Below are 18,989 nucleotides of genomic sequence, written 5' to 3' on the forward strand. Positions count from 1 at the left end.
TCTCAACCCTGTGCGAGGGCGCTGCCCTCGCACAGTACTTGTGTTGATAGATTAGCCCCGGAGGGGAGAGGGAGTAAGGTGCCGTTCCCCAAACCTCACGCGTAGGCCGGAGCCTTCTTCGCCGCACCGGTCACCGCATTGCTGAGACCGCCCTTCAGTTTCGCGTATTCCTGCTGGACGTGGTTCTCGGCCCAGACCTGATCGGCGATCGCCTCGACCCGGACGGCGGCGTATTTGTATTCCGGCGTCTTGGCGATGGGATCGACGGCGTGGATGGTCAGCTCGTTGCAGGCGCCGATCCACCACTGGTAGGTCATGTAGACGGCCCCCTTGTTGGTGCGGTCGGTGACGCTGGCCCGGCTGATCACCTTGCCGCGGCGCGACGACACCCAGACCAGTTCCTGGTCGCGGATCCCCAGGGCTTTGGCGTCCTTCGGGTTGATGGTGACATAGCCGGGCTCGTCGGCCAGCGTCTGCAGGGCGGCGCAGTTGCCGGTCATCGAGCGGCAGGAGTAATGGCCGACCTCGCGCACCGTGCAGAGGATCAGCGGGAACTCCTCGGTCAGCTTGTCATGCGGCGGACGCCATTCGGTGGCGAACAGCAGGCCCTTGCCGCCCGGCCGCTGGAAGACGTTGCCCTCGTAGAGATATTTGGATCCGGCCGAGTCGAGGTCGCGGCAGGGCCACGGCACGGCGCCCAGTCCCTCCATCTTCTCGTAGGTGGCGCCGTAGAAGATCGGGCAAAGCTCGCGCAGCTCGTCCCAGATCTGCTTGGTGTTGTCGTAGTGCATGGGATAGCCCATCGCCGTGGCGAGCAGGCTGATGATCTCCCAGTCGTGCTTGACGTCGCCCTTGGCGTCCACCGCCTTGGTGAAGCGCTGGAAGCTGCGGTCGGCGGCGCTGAACACGCCCTCATGCTCGCCCCAGGAGGTCGCCGGCAGGATCAGGTCGGCGAACATCGCCGTCTTGGTCATGAAGATGTCCTGGACGATGACGAACTCCATCGCCTCGAAGCCCTTGCGCACCTGCGCCAGGTCCGGCTCGGTCTGGGCCGGATCCTCGCCCATCACATACATCGCCTTCAACTTGCCGGTTTCCGCCAGATGCGGCACGTCGGTCAGGCGGTAGCCGATCTGGTCGGGCAGCGACTCGACGCCCCAGGCCTTGGCGAACTTGGCGCGAATCTCCGGATCGGTGACCATCTGGTAGCCCGGGAATTCGGTCGGCAGCACGCCCATGTCGCAGCTGCCCTGCACGTTGTTCTGGCCACGCACCGGGCCGACGCCGACATTCGGACGTCCGAGATTGCCGGTCAGCAGCGCCAGCCCCGACAGGCCCTTCACCACGTCGACGCCCTGGCCCCACTGGGTGACGCCCATGCCCCACAGGATGGTGGCGGAGGGAGCGGCGGCATAGATGCGCATCGCTTCGCGGATGTCGGCGGCGGGCAGGCCGGTGATCGCCTCGGCGTATTCGGGCGTGTATTTTTCGACGATCTTCCTGTACTCGTCGAAGCCCTCCGTGTAATTGGCGACATACTCCTTGTCGTAGAGCCCTTCATTGATCAGGACATTGGCGAAGGCGTTGACCAGCGCCATGTTGGAACCGTTGTTCAGCGGCAGCCACAGATCGGCCAGCCGCGCCGTCTCGATCTTGCGCGGATCGCAGACGATGACCTTGGCGCCGCGCTCCTTGGCCCTGATGATGCGCTTGGCGATCACCGGATGGCTGTCGGCGACGTTGTAGCCAAAGACCAGGACGCATTTGGTGTTCTCGATCTCGGGGATCGAGTTGCTCATGGCACCGTTGCCCAGCGTCACCTGCAATCCGGCGACCGACGGGCCGTGGCAGACGCGCGCGCAGTTGTCGACATTGTTGGTGCCGAGGACCGCGCGGGTGAATTTCTGCATCACATAGTTGGTCTCGTTGCCGGTGCCGCGCGACGAGCCGGTGGTCATGATCGAATCGGGGCCGTATTTGGCCTTGATCTCGCCGAGCTTCTTCGCCGCGTACTGGATCGCCTCGTCCCACGACACCGCCTCGAAGGCGGCATCGCGGCTGCGACGCAGCATCGGGTTGCGCAGCCGCGGCGTCAGGATCTTGGTGTCGTTGATGAAGTCGTAGCCGAAATACCCCTTGAGGCAGAGTTCTCCCTCGTTGGTGACGCCGTTCAGGGGTTCGGCACCGACGACCTTCCCACCCTCGACCAGCAGATTCAGTTTGCAGCCCGTACCGCAATACGGGCAGACCGCCATATGCTTTTCCATCTCGACCTCGATCTTCGTTCGATTGTGCCGGCTGTGCGTCAGCCGCAGTGATGGGAATCAGGGTTCGCAAGGGTCTGCCAGGAAGACGCCGGCCACTTGGGTCACCATGGCAACCCCCAGGCTGCACCTCTCCCAGGCGTCATTCCCGCGAAGGCGGGAATCCAGTCGGCTCAGCCACTTGCCTGCGGAGTTTCCTGGATCCCCGCCTTCGCGGGGATGACGACGGGAAAGTATCCCCTGCAAACCGATAGGCTCTCAGGCCGCGACTTCGGCGGCTTCCAGGGCGGCGCGCTCGCGCCGGCGGCGCAGGGTCTCGTCCATCGCCTCCCGGTCCATCAGGGTCAGGGCGCTGGTCGGGCAGACCGACACGCAGGCCGGGCCGGCATCGCCACGCTCGATGCACAGGTCGCATTTGTGCGCCTGCGCCTTGACGCCCAGGCTGAGCGTCATGCCGGCGAATTGCCGCACCGCCGGCACCGTCACCACGTCCATGACGCCGAACGGGCAGGCCAGCACGCAGTTCTTGCAGCCCAGGCAGCGCTCCTGCTCCACCTGCACGCTGTGCTGGCGGTAGACGATGGCGTTGTTCGGGCAGGCGTTGACGCAGGGCGCGTCCTCGCAATGGTGGCACATCACCGCGGTGCTGACGTCGGCCGTCTTCACCATGCGGATGCGCGGTTTGAAGGTCTCCGGCGCCAGTCCTTCGACGCCGGCTCCCTCGGAATGGGCAAGCGCACAGGCGACCTCGCATGTGCGGCAGCCGATGCACTTGCTCGGGTTGGCAGTGACGAATCTGTTCATTCCCGTCGTCCTTGTTGGCAGCCGGAGGAAGCCGTCGAACGGATCCGCCCCGGCATCGCTTCACTGTTCCCTGGCGTTGCGCGCCGGTTGGCCGCATCGGGCACCGGTGGCTTCACGTCCGATAGAAATCACTTATCGCTCGATCTTTAAAAGTAATCGCCGCCGATAAGCCGATCCTATCGAGTAAATTCTCTTTCTTATCGGAGTTCATCGGGGGCGATTTGACAGTCAAACCGTCTTCACACTCCCTGTCTTCGTGTCGCCGACCTTATACCCACTTTTTTTATGTGTCTAGTTGACATCGCATCATCGGGAGGAATAGCGTGGCGAAGTCAACGGCGATCCAAAATCAAGACCGCCATTTTGACAAAGATTCGCAACAGCTGGCTCTCCTTCTGCTGCACCGCCCGTGACAACAGGCGGCGCAGGGGTGTGCGCGAGCCAATACTGTCTTCCTATTGGTCGATCAGGTTTTCTTATCGGGACTTTTCAAAGAACACCCTGATCGGCCGATACGACGCACCCGCCCGGGAAGCCGGAGGCCTGGACATGAATCGCTTCGTTATCTCGGAACCGAGAAAGTGCATCGGGTGCAACACCTGCATGGCGGCCTGCACCGAGGCACATAAGAAACAGGGGCTGCAGGCGCATCCCCGGCTGACCGTCATGCGGACCGGCGACGACACCGGCCCCGTCCTCTGCCACCAGTGCGAGGACGCGCCCTGTGCCCGCGTCTGTCCGGTCAACGCCATCACCTTCGGGGCCGATGCCATCCTGCTGAACGAGCAGACCTGCATCGGCTGCAAGATGTGCGCGCTGGCCTGCCCCTTCGGTGCCATCACGCCAAGCGGCACCGGCATCGCCGGGGTTGCCGGGATCGCCGTCGCGACGCCCAGCCATTCGGCGGCGCTCGATCCGCTGCTGACCTGGGAGATCGGCGTCCGCAGCGTGGCGGTGAAATGCGATCTCTGCGCTTTCTCCGGCGACGGCCCGGCCTGCGTGCGCGTGTGCCCGACCGCCGCCCTTTACGCGGCCGACGCCGATGCCATCCGCCAGGCTGCCGCCGTCAAGCGCACGCTGGCCGCGGCGGCACCGGTCAGTCCTGAAACGCCGCTCGCCTCGCTGGAGGGGCTGGACCCATGATTCCACTCTCCCTGCTCATCATGTCGCTGCTGCTGTCCTGCGGCGGCGCCATCCTCTGCCTCCTCCTGAAACATCGGGAGGGGGACATCCGTCTTGGCGGCAGCGGCGTCGGCATCGCCGCGGCGCTCGCCGGGCTCGGCGCCGGGCTGACGGCCATCGGCGCCGGCCAGCCGGCCGTGCTCGACGCCGCCGGCCCCTACCCCTTCGCCCATTTCGTCCTGCGGCTCGACCCGCTGGCCGGCCTGATGATCGCGGTCATCTCGCTCTTGTCGCTGGTCGCCTGGATCTACGGCTTCGCCTATGTGCGCGAATATGCCGGGCGCGGCGTCGGGGCGATGGGCTTCTTCATGAACGCCTTCATCGCCTCGATGATGCTGGTGGTGGCGGCCGACAACGCCTTCTGGTTCCTCATCTTCTTCGAGATGATGTCGCTGGCCTCCTATTTCCTGGTCATCTTCGACCAGGACGACGAGGCGGTGGGCGCCGGCTTCCTCTATTTCCTGGTCGCCCATGGCGGCTCGGTGCTGATCATGGCCGCCTTCTTCCTGATGGCGAACCAGGCCGGCAGCTTCGATTTCGCCGCCTTCCGCGCCCATCCGCTGCCGGCCCCGCTGGACAGCGTCGCCTTCCTGCTGGCCTTCGCCGGCTTCGGTGCCAAGGCCGGAATGATCCCGCTGCACATCTGGCTGCCGCGCGCCCATCCGGCCGCCCCGTCGCACGCCTCGGCGCTGATGTCGGGCGTGATGATCAAGATCGGCGTCTTCGGCATCGTCAAGGTCGGCATCGACCTGCTGGGCGCCAGCGCCGGGCCGGCGATGCTGGGCTGGGGCCTGCTGGTGCTGGCCTTCGGCGCGGTGTCGTCGGTGCTGGGCGTCGTCTATGCCCTGGCCGAGCACGACATCAAGAAGCTGCTCGCCTACCACTCGGTCGAGAATATCGGCATCATCCTGCTGGGCGTCGGCACCGGCATGATCGGCATGGCGCTGCACCAGCCGGTGCTGGCGGTGCTGGGGCTGATGGCCGGCCTCTATCACCTGCTGAACCATGCGGTGTTCAAGGGCCTGCTGTTCCTCGGCGCCGGGTCCACCATCTTCCGCATGCACACCAAGGACATGGAGGAGATGGGCGGGCTGGCCCGCAGCATGCCCTGGACCGCCCTGTCCTTCCTGGTCGGCGCGCTGGCGATCTCGGCGATCCCGCCGCTGAACGGCTTCGTGTCGGAATGGTACACCTACCAGGCGCTGTTCGCCGCGGCGCTGGACGGCACCCCGCTGGTGAAGTTCGCCGCTCCCATCGCCGCCGTCATGCTGGCGCTGACCGGCGCGCTGGCGGTGATGTGCTTCGTCAAGGCCTACGGCATCATGTTCGCCGGTGCGCCGCGCAGCCGTCACGCGGAGGAGGCGCGCGAGGCGCCGGCCGCGATGGTCGCCGGCATGGCGGTGCTGGCCGTCGCCTGCGTCGCGCTCGGCCTGCTGGCTCCGCTGGTGGCGCCGGTGATGGGCCGCATCGCGGCGGCGACCATCGGCACCGCTCCGGTCACGCTGGCGGTCGGCACCACCCTGCTGCCGGGCGACGCCCAGCAGGCGACGCTGTCCACCCCGCTGATCGCCATCCTGCTGATCGCCATGGCCTTCCTGCCCATCGCGCTGAAGGCGGCCTTCGCCGCCAAGCGCGGCGGCGACCGCAAGGTGGCGGCCCCCTGGGCGGCCGGCTATCTGCCGGACCATCACATGCCCGCCAGCGCCGGCAGCTTCGCCCAGCCGATCCGCATGTTCTTCGCCCCGCTCTATACCATGCGCCGCGCGATCGCCGGGCGCTGGACCGGCATCGCGCTGGGCTTCGAGCGGGTGGTCACGCTGGCGCGGCGCACCGAACCGCTGGCCGACCGCAGCGTCATCGCCCCGATCGCCGGCGCCGTCGATGCCAGCGGCAAGTGGCTGCAGGTCATCCAGGCCGGCGATTTCCGCATCTACTGCCTCTACATCGTCGCGGCGCTCATCGCGCTGCTGGCGCTGGCCGTCTGACGGGAGGACGCCATGCTGACCTTCTCACACCTGATCCTGGGACTGTTCCAGGCGCTCCTCCTGCTTGCCGCGGCACCGCTGGTCTCCGGCCTGTCGCGCATGATCCGGGCGAAGCTGCACACCCGCCACGGGCCGGGCCTGCTGCAGGATTATCGAGACATCGCCAAGCTGATGACCCGCCAGGACCTGACCCCGCCGGACAGCGGCTTCGCCTTCCGGGCGATGCCGGCGGTGATGCTGACAACGGTGCTGGTCATCGCCATGGGCATCCCGATGCTGACCCGCTTCACGCCGGTGGCGCCCATCGGCGACCTGATCACCATCATCTACCTGTTCGCGCTCGCCCGCTTCTTCTTCTCGCTGTCCGGCATCGACAGCGGCAGTTCCTTCTCCGGCATCGGCGGCAGCCGCGAGCTGACCATGGGCGTGCTGGTGGAGCCGGTGATGCTGCTGTCGCTGTTCGTGGCGGCCCTGCTGGCCGGCTCGACCAACCTCGGCGCCATCGGCACCGCCATCGCCGACGGCCATGTCCACTCGGCCACCGCAACCATCGTCGCCGCCCTGTCCTTCGCCTACGCCATCTACATCGAGCTGGGCAAGCTGCCCTACGACATGGCGGAGGCGGAGCAGGAGTTGCAGGAAGGCCCGCTGACCGAATATTCCGGCCCGTCGCTGGCGCTGATCAAATGGGCGATGGCGCTGAAGCAGACGGTCGTCGTCGCCTGGTTCGTCGGCGTCTTCCTGCCCTTCGGCAGCGCGTCCGGGATGACGTTCTTCGGGCTGCTGTTCGGGCTGGTCGCCTTCGCCATCAAGCTGGTCCTGATCTTCGCCGCGGTCGGCGTGGTCGAGAACAGCGTCGCGCGCGTCCGCTTCCGCCTGACCCCCCAGCACAGCTGGGTCGGGGTCGGCGCCGCCTCGCTCGCCTTCGTCTTCTATCTGGTCGGCCTGTGAGCCGGCGAGGGGCAGCATCATGATAACACTCCCCACGGAACCGCTCGGGCTGTTGGCGCTGGCCGCCATCCTCGTCCCCTTCGGCGGTGCGGCGGCAATCGCGGCATCGGAACGGGCATCGGCCAAATGGCTGTGCCAGGGCTTTGCGGCCGCCACCGTCGCGGTGATCGCCATCCTCGCCATGTCGCTGCTCGGCGACGGCAAGATCGGCGGCACCTATGAACTGATCTCCTTCGGATCGGTCTCGATCCTCGGGCTGGTGGTGGACAGCGTCAGCGTGCTGATCGCGCTGGCGGTGATTTCCATCGGCCTCCTGGTGGCGATCTATTCCGCCGCCTACCTGAATGCCGGCAACCGCGAGCATCCAGACATCGGCCGGCGGCGCTACTACGCCTTCCTGCTGGTGTTCATCGGCGCCATGACCGGGCTGGTGTTCAGCTCCACCGTCGTCGGCCAGCTCGCCTTCTTCGAGCTGACGGGCGCCTGCTCCTGGGCCCTGATCGGCTATTACGAATCGCCCAAGGCCCTGCGCTCGGCGGCCAAGGCGCTGCTGGTCACCCATGTCGCCTCGCTCGGCCTCTATGTCGCGGCGGCGCTGCTGTTCCTGTCGACCGGCACCTTCGCCCTGACCGCCATCGCCGATCTGGCGCCGGGGATGAAGGCGGTGGTGCTGCTGGCGATCCTGGTGGCGGCCTGGGGCAAGTCGGCCCAGCTGCCCTTCCACATGTGGCTGCCCGACGCCATGGAGGCCCCGACCCCGGTCAGCGCCTACCTGCATGCGGCCTCGATGGTGAAGGTCGGCGTCTACATCTTCGCCCGCGGGCTGATGTCGGCCGGCGGCGCGCCGGAGATCGTCGGCTGGGTCGGTTCGATCATGGCGGTTCTGACGCTGGTCTACGGCTTCTTCATGTATCTGCCGCAGGTCGACCTGAAGCGCCTGCTGGCCTATTCGACCATCACGCAGCTGGCCTACATTCTGCTGGCGCTGTCGCTGTCGGTCTTCGGCTCCGACCTCGCCTTCAAGGGCGCCATCGCCCACATCTTCAATCACGCCTTCGCCAAGACGCTGTTCTTCCTGGTCGCCGGCGCGCTGAGCTACACCGCCGGCACCCGGCTGCTGCCGTCGTTGCGCGGCATCGTCACCAAATCGCCGCTGCTCGGCGTCGCCTTCGTCTGCGCCGCCCTGGCGATCACCGGCGTGCCGCCCTTCAACGGCTTCTTCAGCAAGTTCGCCATCTTCGCCGGCGGGTTCGAGGTCGGGGCGCATCATTGGGCTCTGATGCTGCTGGTCGTCATCGCGCTGGCGGAATCGGTCGGCTCTTTCGCCTGGTTCCTGAAATGGCTGGGCCATTCGGTGCCCGGCAAACCATCCGCCACGATGGCCGCGGCGGCCCCTCTGCCGGCCGGCATGAAGTTCGTGCTGGTGGCCCTGGTGGCGATGACATTGGTCTCAAGCTCCATCGCCGCCTCGTGGCTCGGCTGAGGGAGGGAACGGTCATGAACGGATTTCTCATCGTCAACGGCCTGTCGGGCCTGCTGATCGTCAGCTCCCTTCTGGTCACGCTCGCCGGCAATCCGGCCAACTCCGCCCGCTTCTACGCGCTGCAGAGCTTCATCCTGGTGATGCTGTTCGTGGCGCTGGCAGGGGCCACCGGGTCGGGCGAGCTGTATCTCTGGTCCTTCACCGCGCTGCTGACCAAGGTGATCCTGGTCCCGGCCATCATGGTCCGCGCCTTCCGCCGGCTGAGCGACCCGGCCATCGGCACGGGGGCGGTGATGCCGACGGCGCTGTCCATCGTCGGCGCCGCCGTCGCCCTCATCCTCTGCTTCGTCGTGGCGTCCAAGGTGACGCTGCCGGCGGCGGATGCCATCAAGCCGGCACTGGCGGTGTCGCTCGCCCTGTTCTTCATCGGGCTCGCCTGCATCGTGGCGCAGCGGAACATCCTGAAGCAGGTGTTCGGCTATTGCCTGATGGAGAACGGGTCGCACCTGACCCTGGCCCTGCTGGCCCCCAACGCGCCGGAGCTGGTGGAGATCGGCATCGCCACCGACGCCATCTTCGCGGTGGTGGTGATGGCGGCGCTGGGATCGCGGATCTTCGACACGCTGCACACGCTCGACGCGCGCCAGCTCACGAGCCTGAAGGGATGACCGCCATGGTATCCTCGATCCTTCCCCCACTTCTGCTGATCGGTCCGCTGGCGGTGGCGGTGTTCCTGCTGACCCTGCCCTGGTTCCGGGAGTCCCTGCCCGAAGCCCTCGCGACCGACCATGGCGGCGTGACGCTGCTGGAGCGCATCCATCTGGGCTCCATCGGCTATGTCTTCCTGCTGAGCATCGCGGCGCTGATCCAGGTGCTGTCGAACGGCGCCATTTCCGCCTTCGGCGACTGGCTGTTCGTCGACGCGCTCGGCGCCGTCTTCATGATGCTGATCGGCGTGGTCGGCCTGATGACCGGCCTCTATTCCATCGCCTACATCCGCCACGACCTGGAGTCCGGCGCCATCGACGCCGGCAAGGTCCGGATCTACTACGGCTTCTTCAGCCTGTTCCTGTTCACCATGCTGCTGGCGGTCACCGCCAACAACATCATCATGATGTGGGCGGCCATCGAGGCGACGACGCTGGGATCCGCCTTCCTGGTCGGGCTGTACGGGCAGAAATCCTCGCTGGAGGCCGCCTGGAAATACGTGATCATCTGCACGGTCGGCGTCGCCTTCGGCCTCTACGGCACGGTGCTGGTCTTCGCCAACGCCGCCGACGTGCTGGCCGACCCGCATCAGGCGGTGCTGTGGACGGCCCTGGTCGGCCATGCCGCCGAACTGGACCCGATGCTGGTCAAGCTGGCCTTCGTCTTCGCCCTGATCGGCTTCGGCACCAAGGCCGGCATCTTCCCGATGCATGCCTGGCTGCCCGATGCCCATTCCGAGGCGCCGAGCCCGGTGTCGGGCCTGCTGTCGGGCGTGCTGCTGAAATGCGCGCTGCTGATCGTCATCCGCTTCTACGTCATCACCGTCGGCACGGTGGGCACCGGCTTCCCGCAGATGCTGCTGCTGACGCTGGGCCTGCTGTCGGTCGGCGTCTCGTCCCTGCTGTTCTTCGTGCAGCAGGATCTGAAGCGCAAGCTGGCCTATTCCAGCATCGAGAATGTCGGGCTGATCGTCGTGGCGCTCGGCGTCGGCGGGCCGCTCGGCATCGCCGCCGCCCTGCTGCACGCCATCAACCACAGCGTCACCAAGGCCCTGTTCTTCTGCAGCGCCGGCAATGTCCTGATGAAATACGGCACCCGCGACCTGCGGGCGGTGAAGGGCGTGCTGCGGGTGGCCCCGGCCACCGGCCTGCTGATGATGGGCTGCGCCCTGGCGCTGGCCGGCTTCCCGCCCTTCAACATCTTCGTCAGCGAATTCATGGTCTTCATGGCCGGGCTGAACGAAGGCTATGGCTGGATCATGGCGCTGTGCGCGCTGTTCCTGTGCATCACCATCGCCGGTCTGGTGAAGATCGTCGCCGACAGCGTGCTGGGCAAGAGCCCGGAGACGATGGCCAAGGGTGACGTCGGCTGGAGGGCGCTGGCCCCGCTGGGCGTGCTGGCGGTGCTTGTGCTGATACTGGGCTTCGCCGTGCCGCAGCCGCTGTCCAATCTGGTGCAGCAGGCGACCGCGGTGGTGATGAACGGTGACAGCCGCCCGGTGGTGGCCGCCCCCTGGCAGACATACGACAAGCCGAAATACGACACGGCCCGCGCCGGCGGTTCCCTGGTAACCGGCAGCCTCTCGCAGACGGAGATTTCCAAATGAACCTCATCACTCCGGTCCGGGTCGGGAGCGGCACCATCGCCTCCCTGCGCGAGAGCCTGCCCCATGCGATCCTCGATGAATCCTGGCAGACCGAGGCCCAGGTCACCATCACGGTCAAGCCCGTCTCGCTGCCCGATGTCGTCGCCAGCCTCTATTACGACCACAATGGCTGGCTGTCGGTGGTCGTCGGCAACGACGAACGGCCGCTGAATGGCGCCTACGCCGTCTACTATGTCCTGTCCATGGAAGGCGCAGACAAGTGCCATGTGGTGGTGCGCTGCGAGGTGCCGGCCGACACGCTGGAATACCCCTCCGTCACCCGGCGGGTTCCGGCTTGCGTCTGGGGCGAGCGCGAGGTGCGCGACATGTTCGGCCTGCGCCCGGTCGGTCTGCCCGACGAACGCCGCCTCGTCCTGCCCGACGACTGGCCGGACGAGCTCTATCCGCTGCGCAAGGATTCAATGGATTACCGGCTGCGGCCGGCACCGACCGCCGACGACGAGACCTACCAGTTCATCAACGAGGCCAAGCAGGAAACCCGCGTCGTCCCGCTGGGTCCGCTGCACATCACGTCGGACGAGCCCGGCCATTTCCGCCTGTTCGTCGACGGCGAGGACATCATCGACGCCGATTACCGCATGTTCTACGTCCACCGCGGCATGGAGAAGGTGGCCGAGACGCGGATGGGCTACAATGACGTCACCTTCCTGGCCGACCGCGTCTGCGGCATCTGCGGCTACGCCCACAGCGTCGCCTATGCCAACTCGGTGGAGAATGCGCTGGGCATAACGGTGCCGCCGCGGGCCCAGGCCATCCGCTCCATCCTGCTGGAGACGGAGCGGATGCACAGCCATCTGCTGAACCTCGGCCTCGTCTGCCATTTCATCGGCTTCGACACCGGCTTCATGCAGTTCTTCCGCGTGCGCGAGAAGGCGATGACGCTGGCGGAGCTGCTGACCGGCGCCCGCAAGACCTATGCGCTGAACCTGATCGGCGGCGTGCGCCGCGACATCCTGGGCGACCAGCAGGCCAGGACCCGCGAACTGGTCGCCGAGCTGCGCGACGACGTGACCCGGCTGGTCGACGTGCTGCTGTCCACCGCCAACGTCAGCGGCCGCGTCAAGGGCGTCGGCCGGCTCGACCCGCAGATCGCCCGCGACTACAGCCCGGTCGGGCCGGTGGTGCGCGGCAGCGGCCATCGCCGCGACACCCGCGCCGACCATGCCTTCGGCGGCTACAAGCTGCTCGACATGCCGGTCCATGTCGAACAGGGCTGCGACGTGCTGTCCCGCACGCTGGTCCGGGTGGCGGAGTTCTTCGACAGCCTGTGGATCATCGAACAGCTGCTGGACAAGGCGCCCGCCGGTCCGGTGCTGACCGAGGATTTCACCTATGTCCCGCACAAATTCGCGCTGGGCTTCACCGAGGCGCCGCGCGGCGAGGACATCCACTGGTCGATGACCGGCGACAACCAGAAACTCTACCGCTGGCGCTGCCGCGCCTCGACCTACAACAACTGGCCGGTGCTGCGCTACATGCTGCGCGGCAATACGGTGTCGGACGCCCCGCTGATCGTGGGCAGCATCGACCCCTGCTATTCCTGCACCGACCGTGTGACCGTGGTGGACGTCCGCAAGAAGCGCTCCAAGACCATCGCCTACAAGGAGATGGAGCGCTACTGCCGCGAACGCACGGATTCACCGCTGAAGTGACGGGGGCCAGAGATGCTCAAGCTACTCAAGGAAATCTTCCGCACGGGCGAGGCGACGGTCAAATACCCCTTCGCCCCGATGCCGGTCTGCAAGGACTTCCGCGGCAAGCCGGAACACAAGGCGGAGGACTGCATCGCCTGCGCGGCCTGCACCGTCGCCTGTCCGGCCAACGCCATCGGGATGGAGACCGACACCGCCGCCGGCAGCCGCACCTGGTCGATCGATTACGGGCGCTGCGTCTTCTGCGGCCGCTGCGAGGAATCCTGCCCGACCAGCGCCATCCGCCTGTCCGACGATTTCGAACTGGCGGTCGGCAGCAAGGCCGACCTGACGCGCAAGGCCGTCTTCACGCTGGCCGACTGCGCCTGCTGCGGCAAACCCTTCGCCCCGGCCAAGGAGGTCGACTACGTCGCCCGCCTGCTGAGCCAGTCGGCCCGCAGTGCGGAGGAAGCGGACCGGCTGCGCCTGACCGCCTCGACCTGCCCGGCCTGCAAGCGCGCCCAGGATGTCCACCACATCGCCGACATGGGGATCGCTCGGCAGATGACTCAGGAACTGGAGACCACGCCATGAACGTCCCGCTAGACCCCAAGACCCTGGTGGCGGAGATGTCGCCGGTCTCCACCAGCGAGCACATCGCCGCGATGAAGAAGGCGCTGCTGAAGAACATCCAGCGCTCCGCCTACGTCTATCGCGTCGATTGCGGTGGCTGCAACGGCTGCGAGATCGAGATCTTCTCGTCCATCACCCCGGTGTTCGACGCCGAGCGCTTCGGCATCAAGGTGGTGGCCTCGCCCCGCCATGCCGACATCCTGCTGTTCACCGGCGCCGTGACCCGCGCCATGCGGATGCCGGGGCTGCGCGCCTATGAGGCGGCCCCCGACCCCAAGATCGTGGTGTCCTACGGCGCCTGCGGCTGTACCGGCGGCATCTTCCACGACCTCTACTGCGTGTGGGGCGGCACCGACAACATCGTGCCGGTCGATGTCTACATTCCCGGCTGCCCGCCGACGCCGGCCGCGACCATCCACGGCTTCGCCGTGGCGCTGGGGCTGCTGGAACAGAAGCTGAAGGCCGAGACCCATGTCGAGGCCGCCGGGGAAACCGCCGCCCTGCCCCATCCCGACATCCCCTACGCGCTCCGCGTCCGGCTGGAGCGCGAGGCACGGCGCATGGCCGGCTACCGCCAGGGCCGCGACATCGCCGAGGAGTTCATGGCCCTGCTGGAAGGACGGGCCCACACGCCCGGCTCCTTCACCCTGCTCGAATGCATGATGGAAGCCATCGCCGAGGAGCGCGACCCGCGCCGTGCCGAGATCATCGGCCATCTGGCCGAGGTGGTGCAGCAGGCCATCCGGGGAGAGGCGCCCAGGGGAGAAACGCCATGAGCACCCTCGCACAAGCCGCCGATCCCGGCTCAATCCCCGGCCTGCGCGCCGGCCGGGGCGCGACGCCGGAGGTGGTGTTCTACCAGCTGAACGCCAAGGTGCTGGAGCGGAAGGAGGACATTCCCGAAGATGCGAAGCAGGTGGTCTATTATTCGCTGGCCATCGGGCATCACATCGGCGTGTTCGACTGCTTCAAGCCGGCCTTCCGCTGCACCACCGCGGTGTTCGATCGCGTTCTCGACGCGCTGAAAGACAGTGACGAGGCGCACCGCAAACTGTCCGGCCTGCTGCGCTTCGGCGAGATCACGGTGGACAGCACCCACGTCCGGCTGCTGACGACGGCCGTCGATGCGGCGCTGCCGAATGCTCCGCCCGACGTGGCGGCGTGGCTCGACCGGCTGCGCACGGCCCTGGACGCGATCCGGCGCGAGCCTGCGATTTATCTGATGGGGAGACGGCTGTCATGACCGATGTCGTATTCACGGTTGGCAATGTCCTGCGCGGCGATGACGGAGCCGGCCCGCTGCTGGCCCAGCTGCTCGACGAGCGGCCGGCCCCCGGCTGGACCGTGGTGGACGGCGAAGATGTCCCGGAAAACCACACCCACCATATCCGCGCGCTGGCGCCGCACCGGGTGCTGATCGTCGATGCCGCCGACATGGAACTGCCGCCGGGCGAAGTCCGCCTGATCGAGCAGGACAGCGTCGCCGAGCAGTTCATGGTCACCACCCACGCCATCCCGCTCAACTTCCTGATCGACAGCCTGCGCGAGACCATACCGGAGATCCTGTTCCTCGGTATCCAGCCGCAGGACACCAGCTTCTTCGCTCCGGTCACCACCACCGTCCGCAGCTCGGTGGAGGCCGTTCACGACCGGCTGGTCCGCGGCGAGGGGTTCGAGGCCTACGAGACGGTGGGCTGAACGGACCGGTTTGGTCCGGCAGTCGAGGCAACGCAAGACACGCACTTCAAGACAGGTGGAGGAAATTCGCCATGGGTGATCCTGCATCGAAAGACACCCCGGTTCTCGGCATGGACGCCTACTCGCCCGCCGAGATCCAGGACAAGGTTGAAAAGCTGGGGGTGAAAAAGGCGACGATGCCCTTCCTGCCCAGCTTCATGCTGGCGGTGGTCGCCGGCGGCGGCATCGGGTTGGGCGGCATGTTCTTCGTCATCGTGCTGGCCGACCCCGCGCTCAGCTTCGCGGTCCAGCGGATATTGGGGGGGCTGGTCTTCTCGCTCGGCCTCGCCATCGTCATGGTCGGCGGGGCGGAGCTGTTCACCGGCAATTGCCTGATCGTGATGGCACGGGCCAACGGCCAGATCAGCACGGCGCAGGTCCTTCGCAACTGGGCGACGATCTGGATCGGCAATGCGGTCGGGGCGATGGGCCTCGTCTTCCTGATCTTCCTGTCGCACCACACCGAGATGAACAACGGTGCGGTCGGCGCCGCCGTCCTGAAGCTCGCCATCGGCAAGATCGCACCCGACGCGGTGACGATCTTCTTCAAGGGCATCCTGTGCAACCTGCTGGTCTGCCTGGCGGTATGGCTCGCCTATGCCGGCCGCACGGTGACCGACAAGATCGTGGCGCTGACCCTGCCGGTCGCCGCCTTCGTCGCCGCCGGGTTCGAACACTGCATCGCCAACCTGTATTTCCTGCCGCTGGCCTATCTGCTGAAGGTGACGGGCCATGTGCCGGCCGGGCTGGACGTGTCGATGATCACGGCGGGCGGCATCCTGCACAACCTGCTGTTCGCCACGCTGGGCAACATCGTCGGCGGCTCGGTGTTCGTCGGCGGCATCTATTGGCTGATCTACCGCAAGGGGCTGGGCGGCTTGACCCCGCTGCCGATGCACAAGCCGCTGCCGTCGGTCGGGCAGCCGGCGGCGACGCACTGAAAGGAACGCACCGGCAAAGGAAAGCCCGCGGAACGGCGATGAGCCGGCCCGCGGGCTTTCTGGCTCAGATGCGGCTCAAACGGGCATCGCGACCCGCGACGGGACGGCATAGACGGTGAGACGGCCGTCACGCACGAAGGCGACGACCCCCACCCCAACCGTCTCGGCGAAGCTGACGCACAACGAGGTCGGGGCGGAGATGGCGGCGATCAGCGGGATGCCGGCGGCAGCCGTCTTATGGACCATCTCGAAGGAGCAGCGGCTCGACACCACGACGAAGCCGCCGCTGGGGTCGATCCGCGCGCGGGCGAGCGCCCCGATCAGCTTGTCGAGCGCGTTGTGCCGGCCGACATCCTCGCGCACCGCCACCAGTTCGCCGTCGGGCCCGGCGAAGCCCGCGGCATGGACCGCCCCGGTCTCCCGGTTCAGGCTCTGTCCCGACGGCAACGCCGTCATGGCGCGGCCAATCGCGTCCGGCGCGATACGGGCGGTGGAGCGGACCGGATCGAGCGGCCTCAGGGTTTCCGCGAAACTGTCGGTGCCGCAACGGCCGCAGCCCGACCCGCCCATCAGGTTGCGCTTGCGGCGCAGCAGGGCGGCAAGCCGTTCCACCGGCAGCTGCATGCGGATGCGGACACCGTCCGCCAGCTCGTCGATGGCGGTGACGGCCAGTTCGTCGGCACTGCCGACGATCCCCTCGCTGAGGGAAAAACCGGTGGCGAAATCCTCCAGGTCGGTGGGCGTCGCCAGCATGACGGCGAAGAGATCGTCGGCATAAAGCAGCCCGACCGGCAGCTCGTCGACGATCTTCTCCTCGCGGATGTCGACGCCCGATCCGGTGCAGACGGTCGCCCGCACCAGCCGGGTCCCGCGGCGGGACAGCGGGTGAGCCAGGGAAAGCGGAGTGGAGAGCGGGGCCGCACGGGCGGTTGCATGTTCCATGATGAGGCCGAAACCCTGGCTGTGGCGACATTGCGGATGGTAAGGCGCGGGCGCCGGCCGGACGGTCCGTCACGGCGTACCGTCGGTGCAGCCGGTCCTGGAGCATTGATCCCGGCGGCAAGGTCAGGCAGGCGTCCGCTGCCCGACTCTGCACCCGACCGCTACCGAACGACATGCGACATTCCGGCTCACCGTAAATATTCATCGGCGGTCATCAAATAGGAACCGCTTATCGGTTCATATAAATCTATTATCAACCAGTTCAGATCGATAGTCCCCAGGTAAATTTCCGAATAGAGGTTTGCAACATGCATGCAGTGGTGATAGTTCTTGGGAACTGCCGGAACACGCGGTCGGTTGGGCGACAGGTCCTCGACCCGTCCTCTCCGTCTTCATGACGATAACGTGCCCAGAGCTTGATCGATCCGGCCATGATCGGTCGATCGGCACGGATCCGGTGCTGTCGGATCGGGCCTGCCGGCTCCCATAGCGGAGAAGGACGATGCATGAGCTTTCATTGTGCGAGCGCCTGCTCGAGTTGCTACAGGAGGAATCGCGGCGCCACGCCTTCCATCGGGTCACGCGGATCCGGCTGGCGGTCGGGCGGTTCGCCTGCGTCGATCCCGACGCTCTCCGCTTCGCCTTCGACGTGGTCAGGCGCGATACATTGGCCGAGGAGGCGACGGTCGACATCGACCAGCCGCCCGGTCTGGTCTGGTGCGAGGACTGTGCCCGCGAGCGGCAGGTTCCGACGCGGCTCGCCCCCTGCCCGGCCTGCGGCGGCTTGCGCCTGTCCCCGCGCGGCGGCGAAGACCTGACCCTGGTCGAACTGGAAGTGGCGTGACCGCTGCGGGAAGGAGCCCTGCCATGTGCCTTGGAGTGCCGGCCAGGATCGTCGCCATCGCCGATGCCGGGCGCATGCTCGCCATCGCCGACATCCTGGGCGAAAGGCGGGAGGTCGACCTCTCCTGCATCGCCGAACCGGGCGAAGCGCTGTCCAAACAGATCGGGCAGTGGGTCCTGGTCCATCTGGGCTTCGCTCTTTCCCGCATCGAGGAAGTCGACGCCCGGGTCACCCTCGACCTGCTTCGCCAGATCGACGAGGCGGAGGACGGGAAAGGGCACTTGAAGGCCTCCCTGCTCGCCTGACTTGGGCGACATGGTCGGCCGAACCCCACAGGAGATCGTTCCGATGAACAGATTGCTATCCGCCGGCCTCGTCGGCGTTCTGGCGGCGACGCTGGCCCTGCCGGCCGCCGCCCATACCGGCCATGCCGGCGACGCGATGTTCCTTCAGGGGGTGCTTCACCCGCTGACCGGCATCGACCATCTGCTGACCATGCTCGCGGTCGGCGTCTGGGCGGCGCAGAATGGCGGCCGTGCGATCTGGCTGTTGCCGACGGCCTTCATCACCATGCTGTCCGGCGGTGCCGTGCTCGGCATGTCCGGCATCGAACTGCCGGCGGTCGAAGCCGGCATCGCCGCCTCGGTGGCGGTGCTCGGGCTGCTGGTGCTGCTGAACCGGCGGGTGCCGGTCGCCGCCGCCGCGATCCTGGTCGGGGCCTTCGCCGTCCTGCACGGCCATGCCCACGGCACCGAGATGCCGCAGACCGCGGACCCGCTCCTCTACGGCCTGGGCTTCGTTCTCTCCACCGCGATGCTGCACGGCACCGGCATCGCCCTGGGTCTTGCTCGCCATCTTCCGCGTCGGCTGCTCGCATTCCGCGAACCGGAATCGACGGCACCGTCAAATCGCTGCTGATGGGAGGAACGGGGAGCCGGGAGTCCGCTGCCTGGGCACGGACTCCCGGGACGCCGTTGGCCGTTCGATCGACCTGCCCGGCCTGCATCGGTGCTCAAGATCGATCGGGGTTCACCACCGGGATCAACGCGCTGACGATGTCCTGCACCGGGGCTGCCTGAACGCCGATTTGCTTGGCCGGTCGATCCATGGCTTGGCGATCCGCGCGAGCGCTGCCCGGATGCGCAGCGACGGGATATACCAACGCTTCGGCTCTTTCGAGCCGGGGCGTTCGGTGTCGGTGATGGCGGGGGCCTGACT

General features: G+C 66.9%; 18 protein-coding genes. 15 read left to right on the top strand and 3 right to left on the bottom strand.

The genetic code is table 11. From position 1 onward, the window contains the following. Positions 1-95 precede the first annotated feature (95 nt). Positions 96-2,255 (bottom strand): formate dehydrogenase subunit alpha, encoded by a 2,160-nt coding sequence (fdhF, locus tag JHL17_RS24090; RefSeq protein WP_247893784.1) that lies wholly within the window; start codon positions 2,253-2,255, stop codon positions 96-98. A gap of 267 nt (positions 2,256-2,522) precedes the next feature. Next, a complete protein-coding gene (locus JHL17_RS24095; protein WP_200197092.1) occupies positions 2,523-3,068 on the bottom strand; it encodes a 4Fe-4S dicluster domain-containing protein in 546 nt (181 codons plus the stop codon). Between the two features lie 549 nt (positions 3,069-3,617). On the opposite strand from JHL17_RS24095, the gene JHL17_RS24100 reads away from it, so the two are divergent. From JHL17_RS24100 to JHL17_RS24155, 12 genes are all read left to right on the top strand, one after another. Beyond that, positions 3,618-4,211, top strand: a complete 594-nt coding sequence (locus tag JHL17_RS24100) for a 4Fe-4S dicluster domain-containing protein (protein WP_200197094.1) — start codon at positions 3,618-3,620, stop codon at positions 4,209-4,211. Beyond that, complete coding sequence (hyfB, locus tag JHL17_RS24105; RefSeq protein ID WP_200197096.1) at positions 4,208-6,235, top strand: hydrogenase 4 subunit B; 2,028 nt, start codon at positions 4,208-4,210, stop codon at positions 6,233-6,235. Before JHL17_RS24100 ends, hyfB begins: the two co-directional genes overlap by 4 nt. A gap of 12 nt (positions 6,236-6,247) precedes the next feature. Beyond that, complete coding sequence (locus JHL17_RS24110) at positions 6,248-7,186, top strand: respiratory chain complex I subunit 1 family protein (RefSeq protein WP_200197098.1); 939 nt, start codon at positions 6,248-6,250, stop codon at positions 7,184-7,186. A gap of 19 nt (positions 7,187-7,205) precedes the next feature. After that, entirely contained in the window at positions 7,206-8,669 is a 1,464-nt protein-coding gene (locus tag JHL17_RS24115) for a hydrogenase 4 subunit D (protein WP_200197099.1), read from the top strand. Positions 8,670-8,683: 14 nt separating this feature from the next. Next, on the top strand, positions 8,684-9,337 hold the full coding sequence (gene hyfE, locus JHL17_RS24120; protein ID WP_200197100.1) for a hydrogenase 4 membrane subunit: 654 nt from the start codon (positions 8,684-8,686) through the stop codon (positions 9,335-9,337). 5 nt (positions 9,338-9,342) lie between these two features. Next, a complete protein-coding gene (locus tag JHL17_RS24125) occupies positions 9,343-10,983 on the top strand; it encodes a hydrogenase 4 subunit F (protein ID WP_247893785.1) in 1,641 nt (546 codons plus the stop codon). Next, positions 10,980-12,695, top strand: a complete 1,716-nt coding sequence (locus JHL17_RS24130; protein ID WP_211113543.1) for a hydrogenase large subunit — start codon at positions 10,980-10,982, stop codon at positions 12,693-12,695. Before JHL17_RS24125 ends, JHL17_RS24130 begins: the two co-directional genes overlap by 4 nt. A gap of 12 nt (positions 12,696-12,707) precedes the next feature. Next, positions 12,708-13,268 carry a formate hydrogenlyase complex iron-sulfur subunit gene (locus tag JHL17_RS24135; RefSeq protein ID WP_200197102.1) on the top strand — a complete coding sequence of 187 codons (561 nt, stop codon included), beginning with the start codon at positions 12,708-12,710 and terminating at the stop codon, positions 13,266-13,268. Next, positions 13,265-14,083: an NADH-quinone oxidoreductase subunit B family protein gene (locus JHL17_RS24140; RefSeq protein WP_200197103.1), complete on the top strand. Its 819-nt coding sequence runs from the start codon at positions 13,265-13,267 to the stop codon at positions 14,081-14,083. The genes JHL17_RS24135 and JHL17_RS24140 overlap by 4 nt, the downstream gene beginning before the upstream one ends. Continuing rightward, positions 14,080-14,550: a formate hydrogenlyase maturation HycH family protein gene (locus JHL17_RS24145; RefSeq protein WP_200197104.1), complete on the top strand. Its 471-nt coding sequence runs from the start codon at positions 14,080-14,082 to the stop codon at positions 14,548-14,550. Before JHL17_RS24140 ends, JHL17_RS24145 begins: the two co-directional genes overlap by 4 nt. Then, positions 14,547-15,005, top strand: coding sequence for a hydrogenase maturation peptidase HycI (hycI, locus tag JHL17_RS24150; protein WP_200197105.1), 459 nt, complete (start codon positions 14,547-14,549; stop codon positions 15,003-15,005). Before JHL17_RS24145 ends, hycI begins: the two co-directional genes overlap by 4 nt. 71 nt (positions 15,006-15,076) lie before the next feature. Next, positions 15,077-15,985 (top strand): formate/nitrite transporter family protein, encoded by a 909-nt coding sequence (locus JHL17_RS24155; RefSeq protein WP_200197106.1) that lies wholly within the window; start codon positions 15,077-15,079, stop codon positions 15,983-15,985. A 75-nt stretch (positions 15,986-16,060) separates the two neighbouring features. Here the strand turns inward: JHL17_RS24155 and fdhD are convergent, their stop codons facing one another. After that, complete coding sequence (gene fdhD, locus JHL17_RS24160) at positions 16,061-16,927, bottom strand: formate dehydrogenase accessory sulfurtransferase FdhD (RefSeq protein WP_200197108.1); 867 nt, start codon at positions 16,925-16,927, stop codon at positions 16,061-16,063. A 502-nt stretch (positions 16,928-17,429) separates the two neighbouring features. Between fdhD and hypA the strand changes: the two genes are divergently transcribed. Genes hypA through JHL17_RS24175 form a run of 3 tightly spaced genes read left to right on the top strand, consistent with a single transcriptional unit; the run spans position 17,430 to position 18,689 of the window. After that, positions 17,430-17,771 (top strand): hydrogenase maturation nickel metallochaperone HypA, encoded by a 342-nt coding sequence (hypA, locus tag JHL17_RS24165; protein ID WP_200197110.1) that lies wholly within the window; start codon positions 17,430-17,432, stop codon positions 17,769-17,771. A 23-nt stretch (positions 17,772-17,794) separates the two neighbouring features. Further along, positions 17,795-18,076 (top strand): HypC/HybG/HupF family hydrogenase formation chaperone, encoded by a 282-nt coding sequence (locus JHL17_RS24170; RefSeq protein WP_200197111.1) that lies wholly within the window; start codon positions 17,795-17,797, stop codon positions 18,074-18,076. Positions 18,077-18,119: 43 nt separating this feature from the next. Beyond that, on the top strand, positions 18,120-18,689 hold the full coding sequence (locus tag JHL17_RS24175; protein WP_200197113.1) for a HupE/UreJ family protein: 570 nt from the start codon (positions 18,120-18,122) through the stop codon (positions 18,687-18,689). Positions 18,690-18,989 lie beyond the last annotated feature (300 nt).

Source organism: Azospirillum endophyticum (genome assembly GCF_016595245.1).
Lineage (GTDB): Bacteria > Pseudomonadota > Alphaproteobacteria > Azospirillales > Azospirillaceae > Azospirillum > Azospirillum endophyticum.

Coding starts and splice junctions, on each gene's coding strand:
- fdhF (WP_247893784.1), bottom strand. CDS start 2,255: ATGGCGGTCTGCCCGTATTGCGGTACGGGCTGCAAACTGAATCTGCTG.
- JHL17_RS24095 (WP_200197092.1), bottom strand. CDS start 3,068: ATGAACAGATTCGTCACTGCCAACCCGAGCAAGTGCATCGGCTGCCGC.
- JHL17_RS24100 (WP_200197094.1), top strand. CDS start 3,618: ATGAATCGCTTCGTTATCTCGGAACCGAGAAAGTGCATCGGGTGCAAC.
- hyfB (WP_200197096.1), top strand. CDS start 4,208: ATGATTCCACTCTCCCTGCTCATCATGTCGCTGCTGCTGTCCTGCGGC.
- JHL17_RS24110 (WP_200197098.1), top strand. CDS start 6,248: ATGCTGACCTTCTCACACCTGATCCTGGGACTGTTCCAGGCGCTCCTC.
- JHL17_RS24115 (WP_200197099.1), top strand. CDS start 7,206: ATGATAACACTCCCCACGGAACCGCTCGGGCTGTTGGCGCTGGCCGCC.
- hyfE (WP_200197100.1), top strand. CDS start 8,684: ATGAACGGATTTCTCATCGTCAACGGCCTGTCGGGCCTGCTGATCGTC.
- JHL17_RS24125 (WP_247893785.1), top strand. CDS start 9,343: ATGGTATCCTCGATCCTTCCCCCACTTCTGCTGATCGGTCCGCTGGCG.
- JHL17_RS24130 (WP_211113543.1), top strand. CDS start 10,980: ATGAACCTCATCACTCCGGTCCGGGTCGGGAGCGGCACCATCGCCTCC.
- JHL17_RS24135 (WP_200197102.1), top strand. CDS start 12,708: ATGCTCAAGCTACTCAAGGAAATCTTCCGCACGGGCGAGGCGACGGTC.
- JHL17_RS24140 (WP_200197103.1), top strand. CDS start 13,265: ATGAACGTCCCGCTAGACCCCAAGACCCTGGTGGCGGAGATGTCGCCG.
- JHL17_RS24145 (WP_200197104.1), top strand. CDS start 14,080: ATGAGCACCCTCGCACAAGCCGCCGATCCCGGCTCAATCCCCGGCCTG.
- hycI (WP_200197105.1), top strand. CDS start 14,547: ATGACCGATGTCGTATTCACGGTTGGCAATGTCCTGCGCGGCGATGAC.
- JHL17_RS24155 (WP_200197106.1), top strand. CDS start 15,077: ATGGGTGATCCTGCATCGAAAGACACCCCGGTTCTCGGCATGGACGCC.
- fdhD (WP_200197108.1), bottom strand. CDS start 16,927: ATGGAACATGCAACCGCCCGTGCGGCCCCGCTCTCCACTCCGCTTTCC.
- hypA (WP_200197110.1), top strand. CDS start 17,430: ATGCATGAGCTTTCATTGTGCGAGCGCCTGCTCGAGTTGCTACAGGAG.
- JHL17_RS24170 (WP_200197111.1), top strand. CDS start 17,795: ATGTGCCTTGGAGTGCCGGCCAGGATCGTCGCCATCGCCGATGCCGGG.
- JHL17_RS24175 (WP_200197113.1), top strand. CDS start 18,120: ATGAACAGATTGCTATCCGCCGGCCTCGTCGGCGTTCTGGCGGCGACG.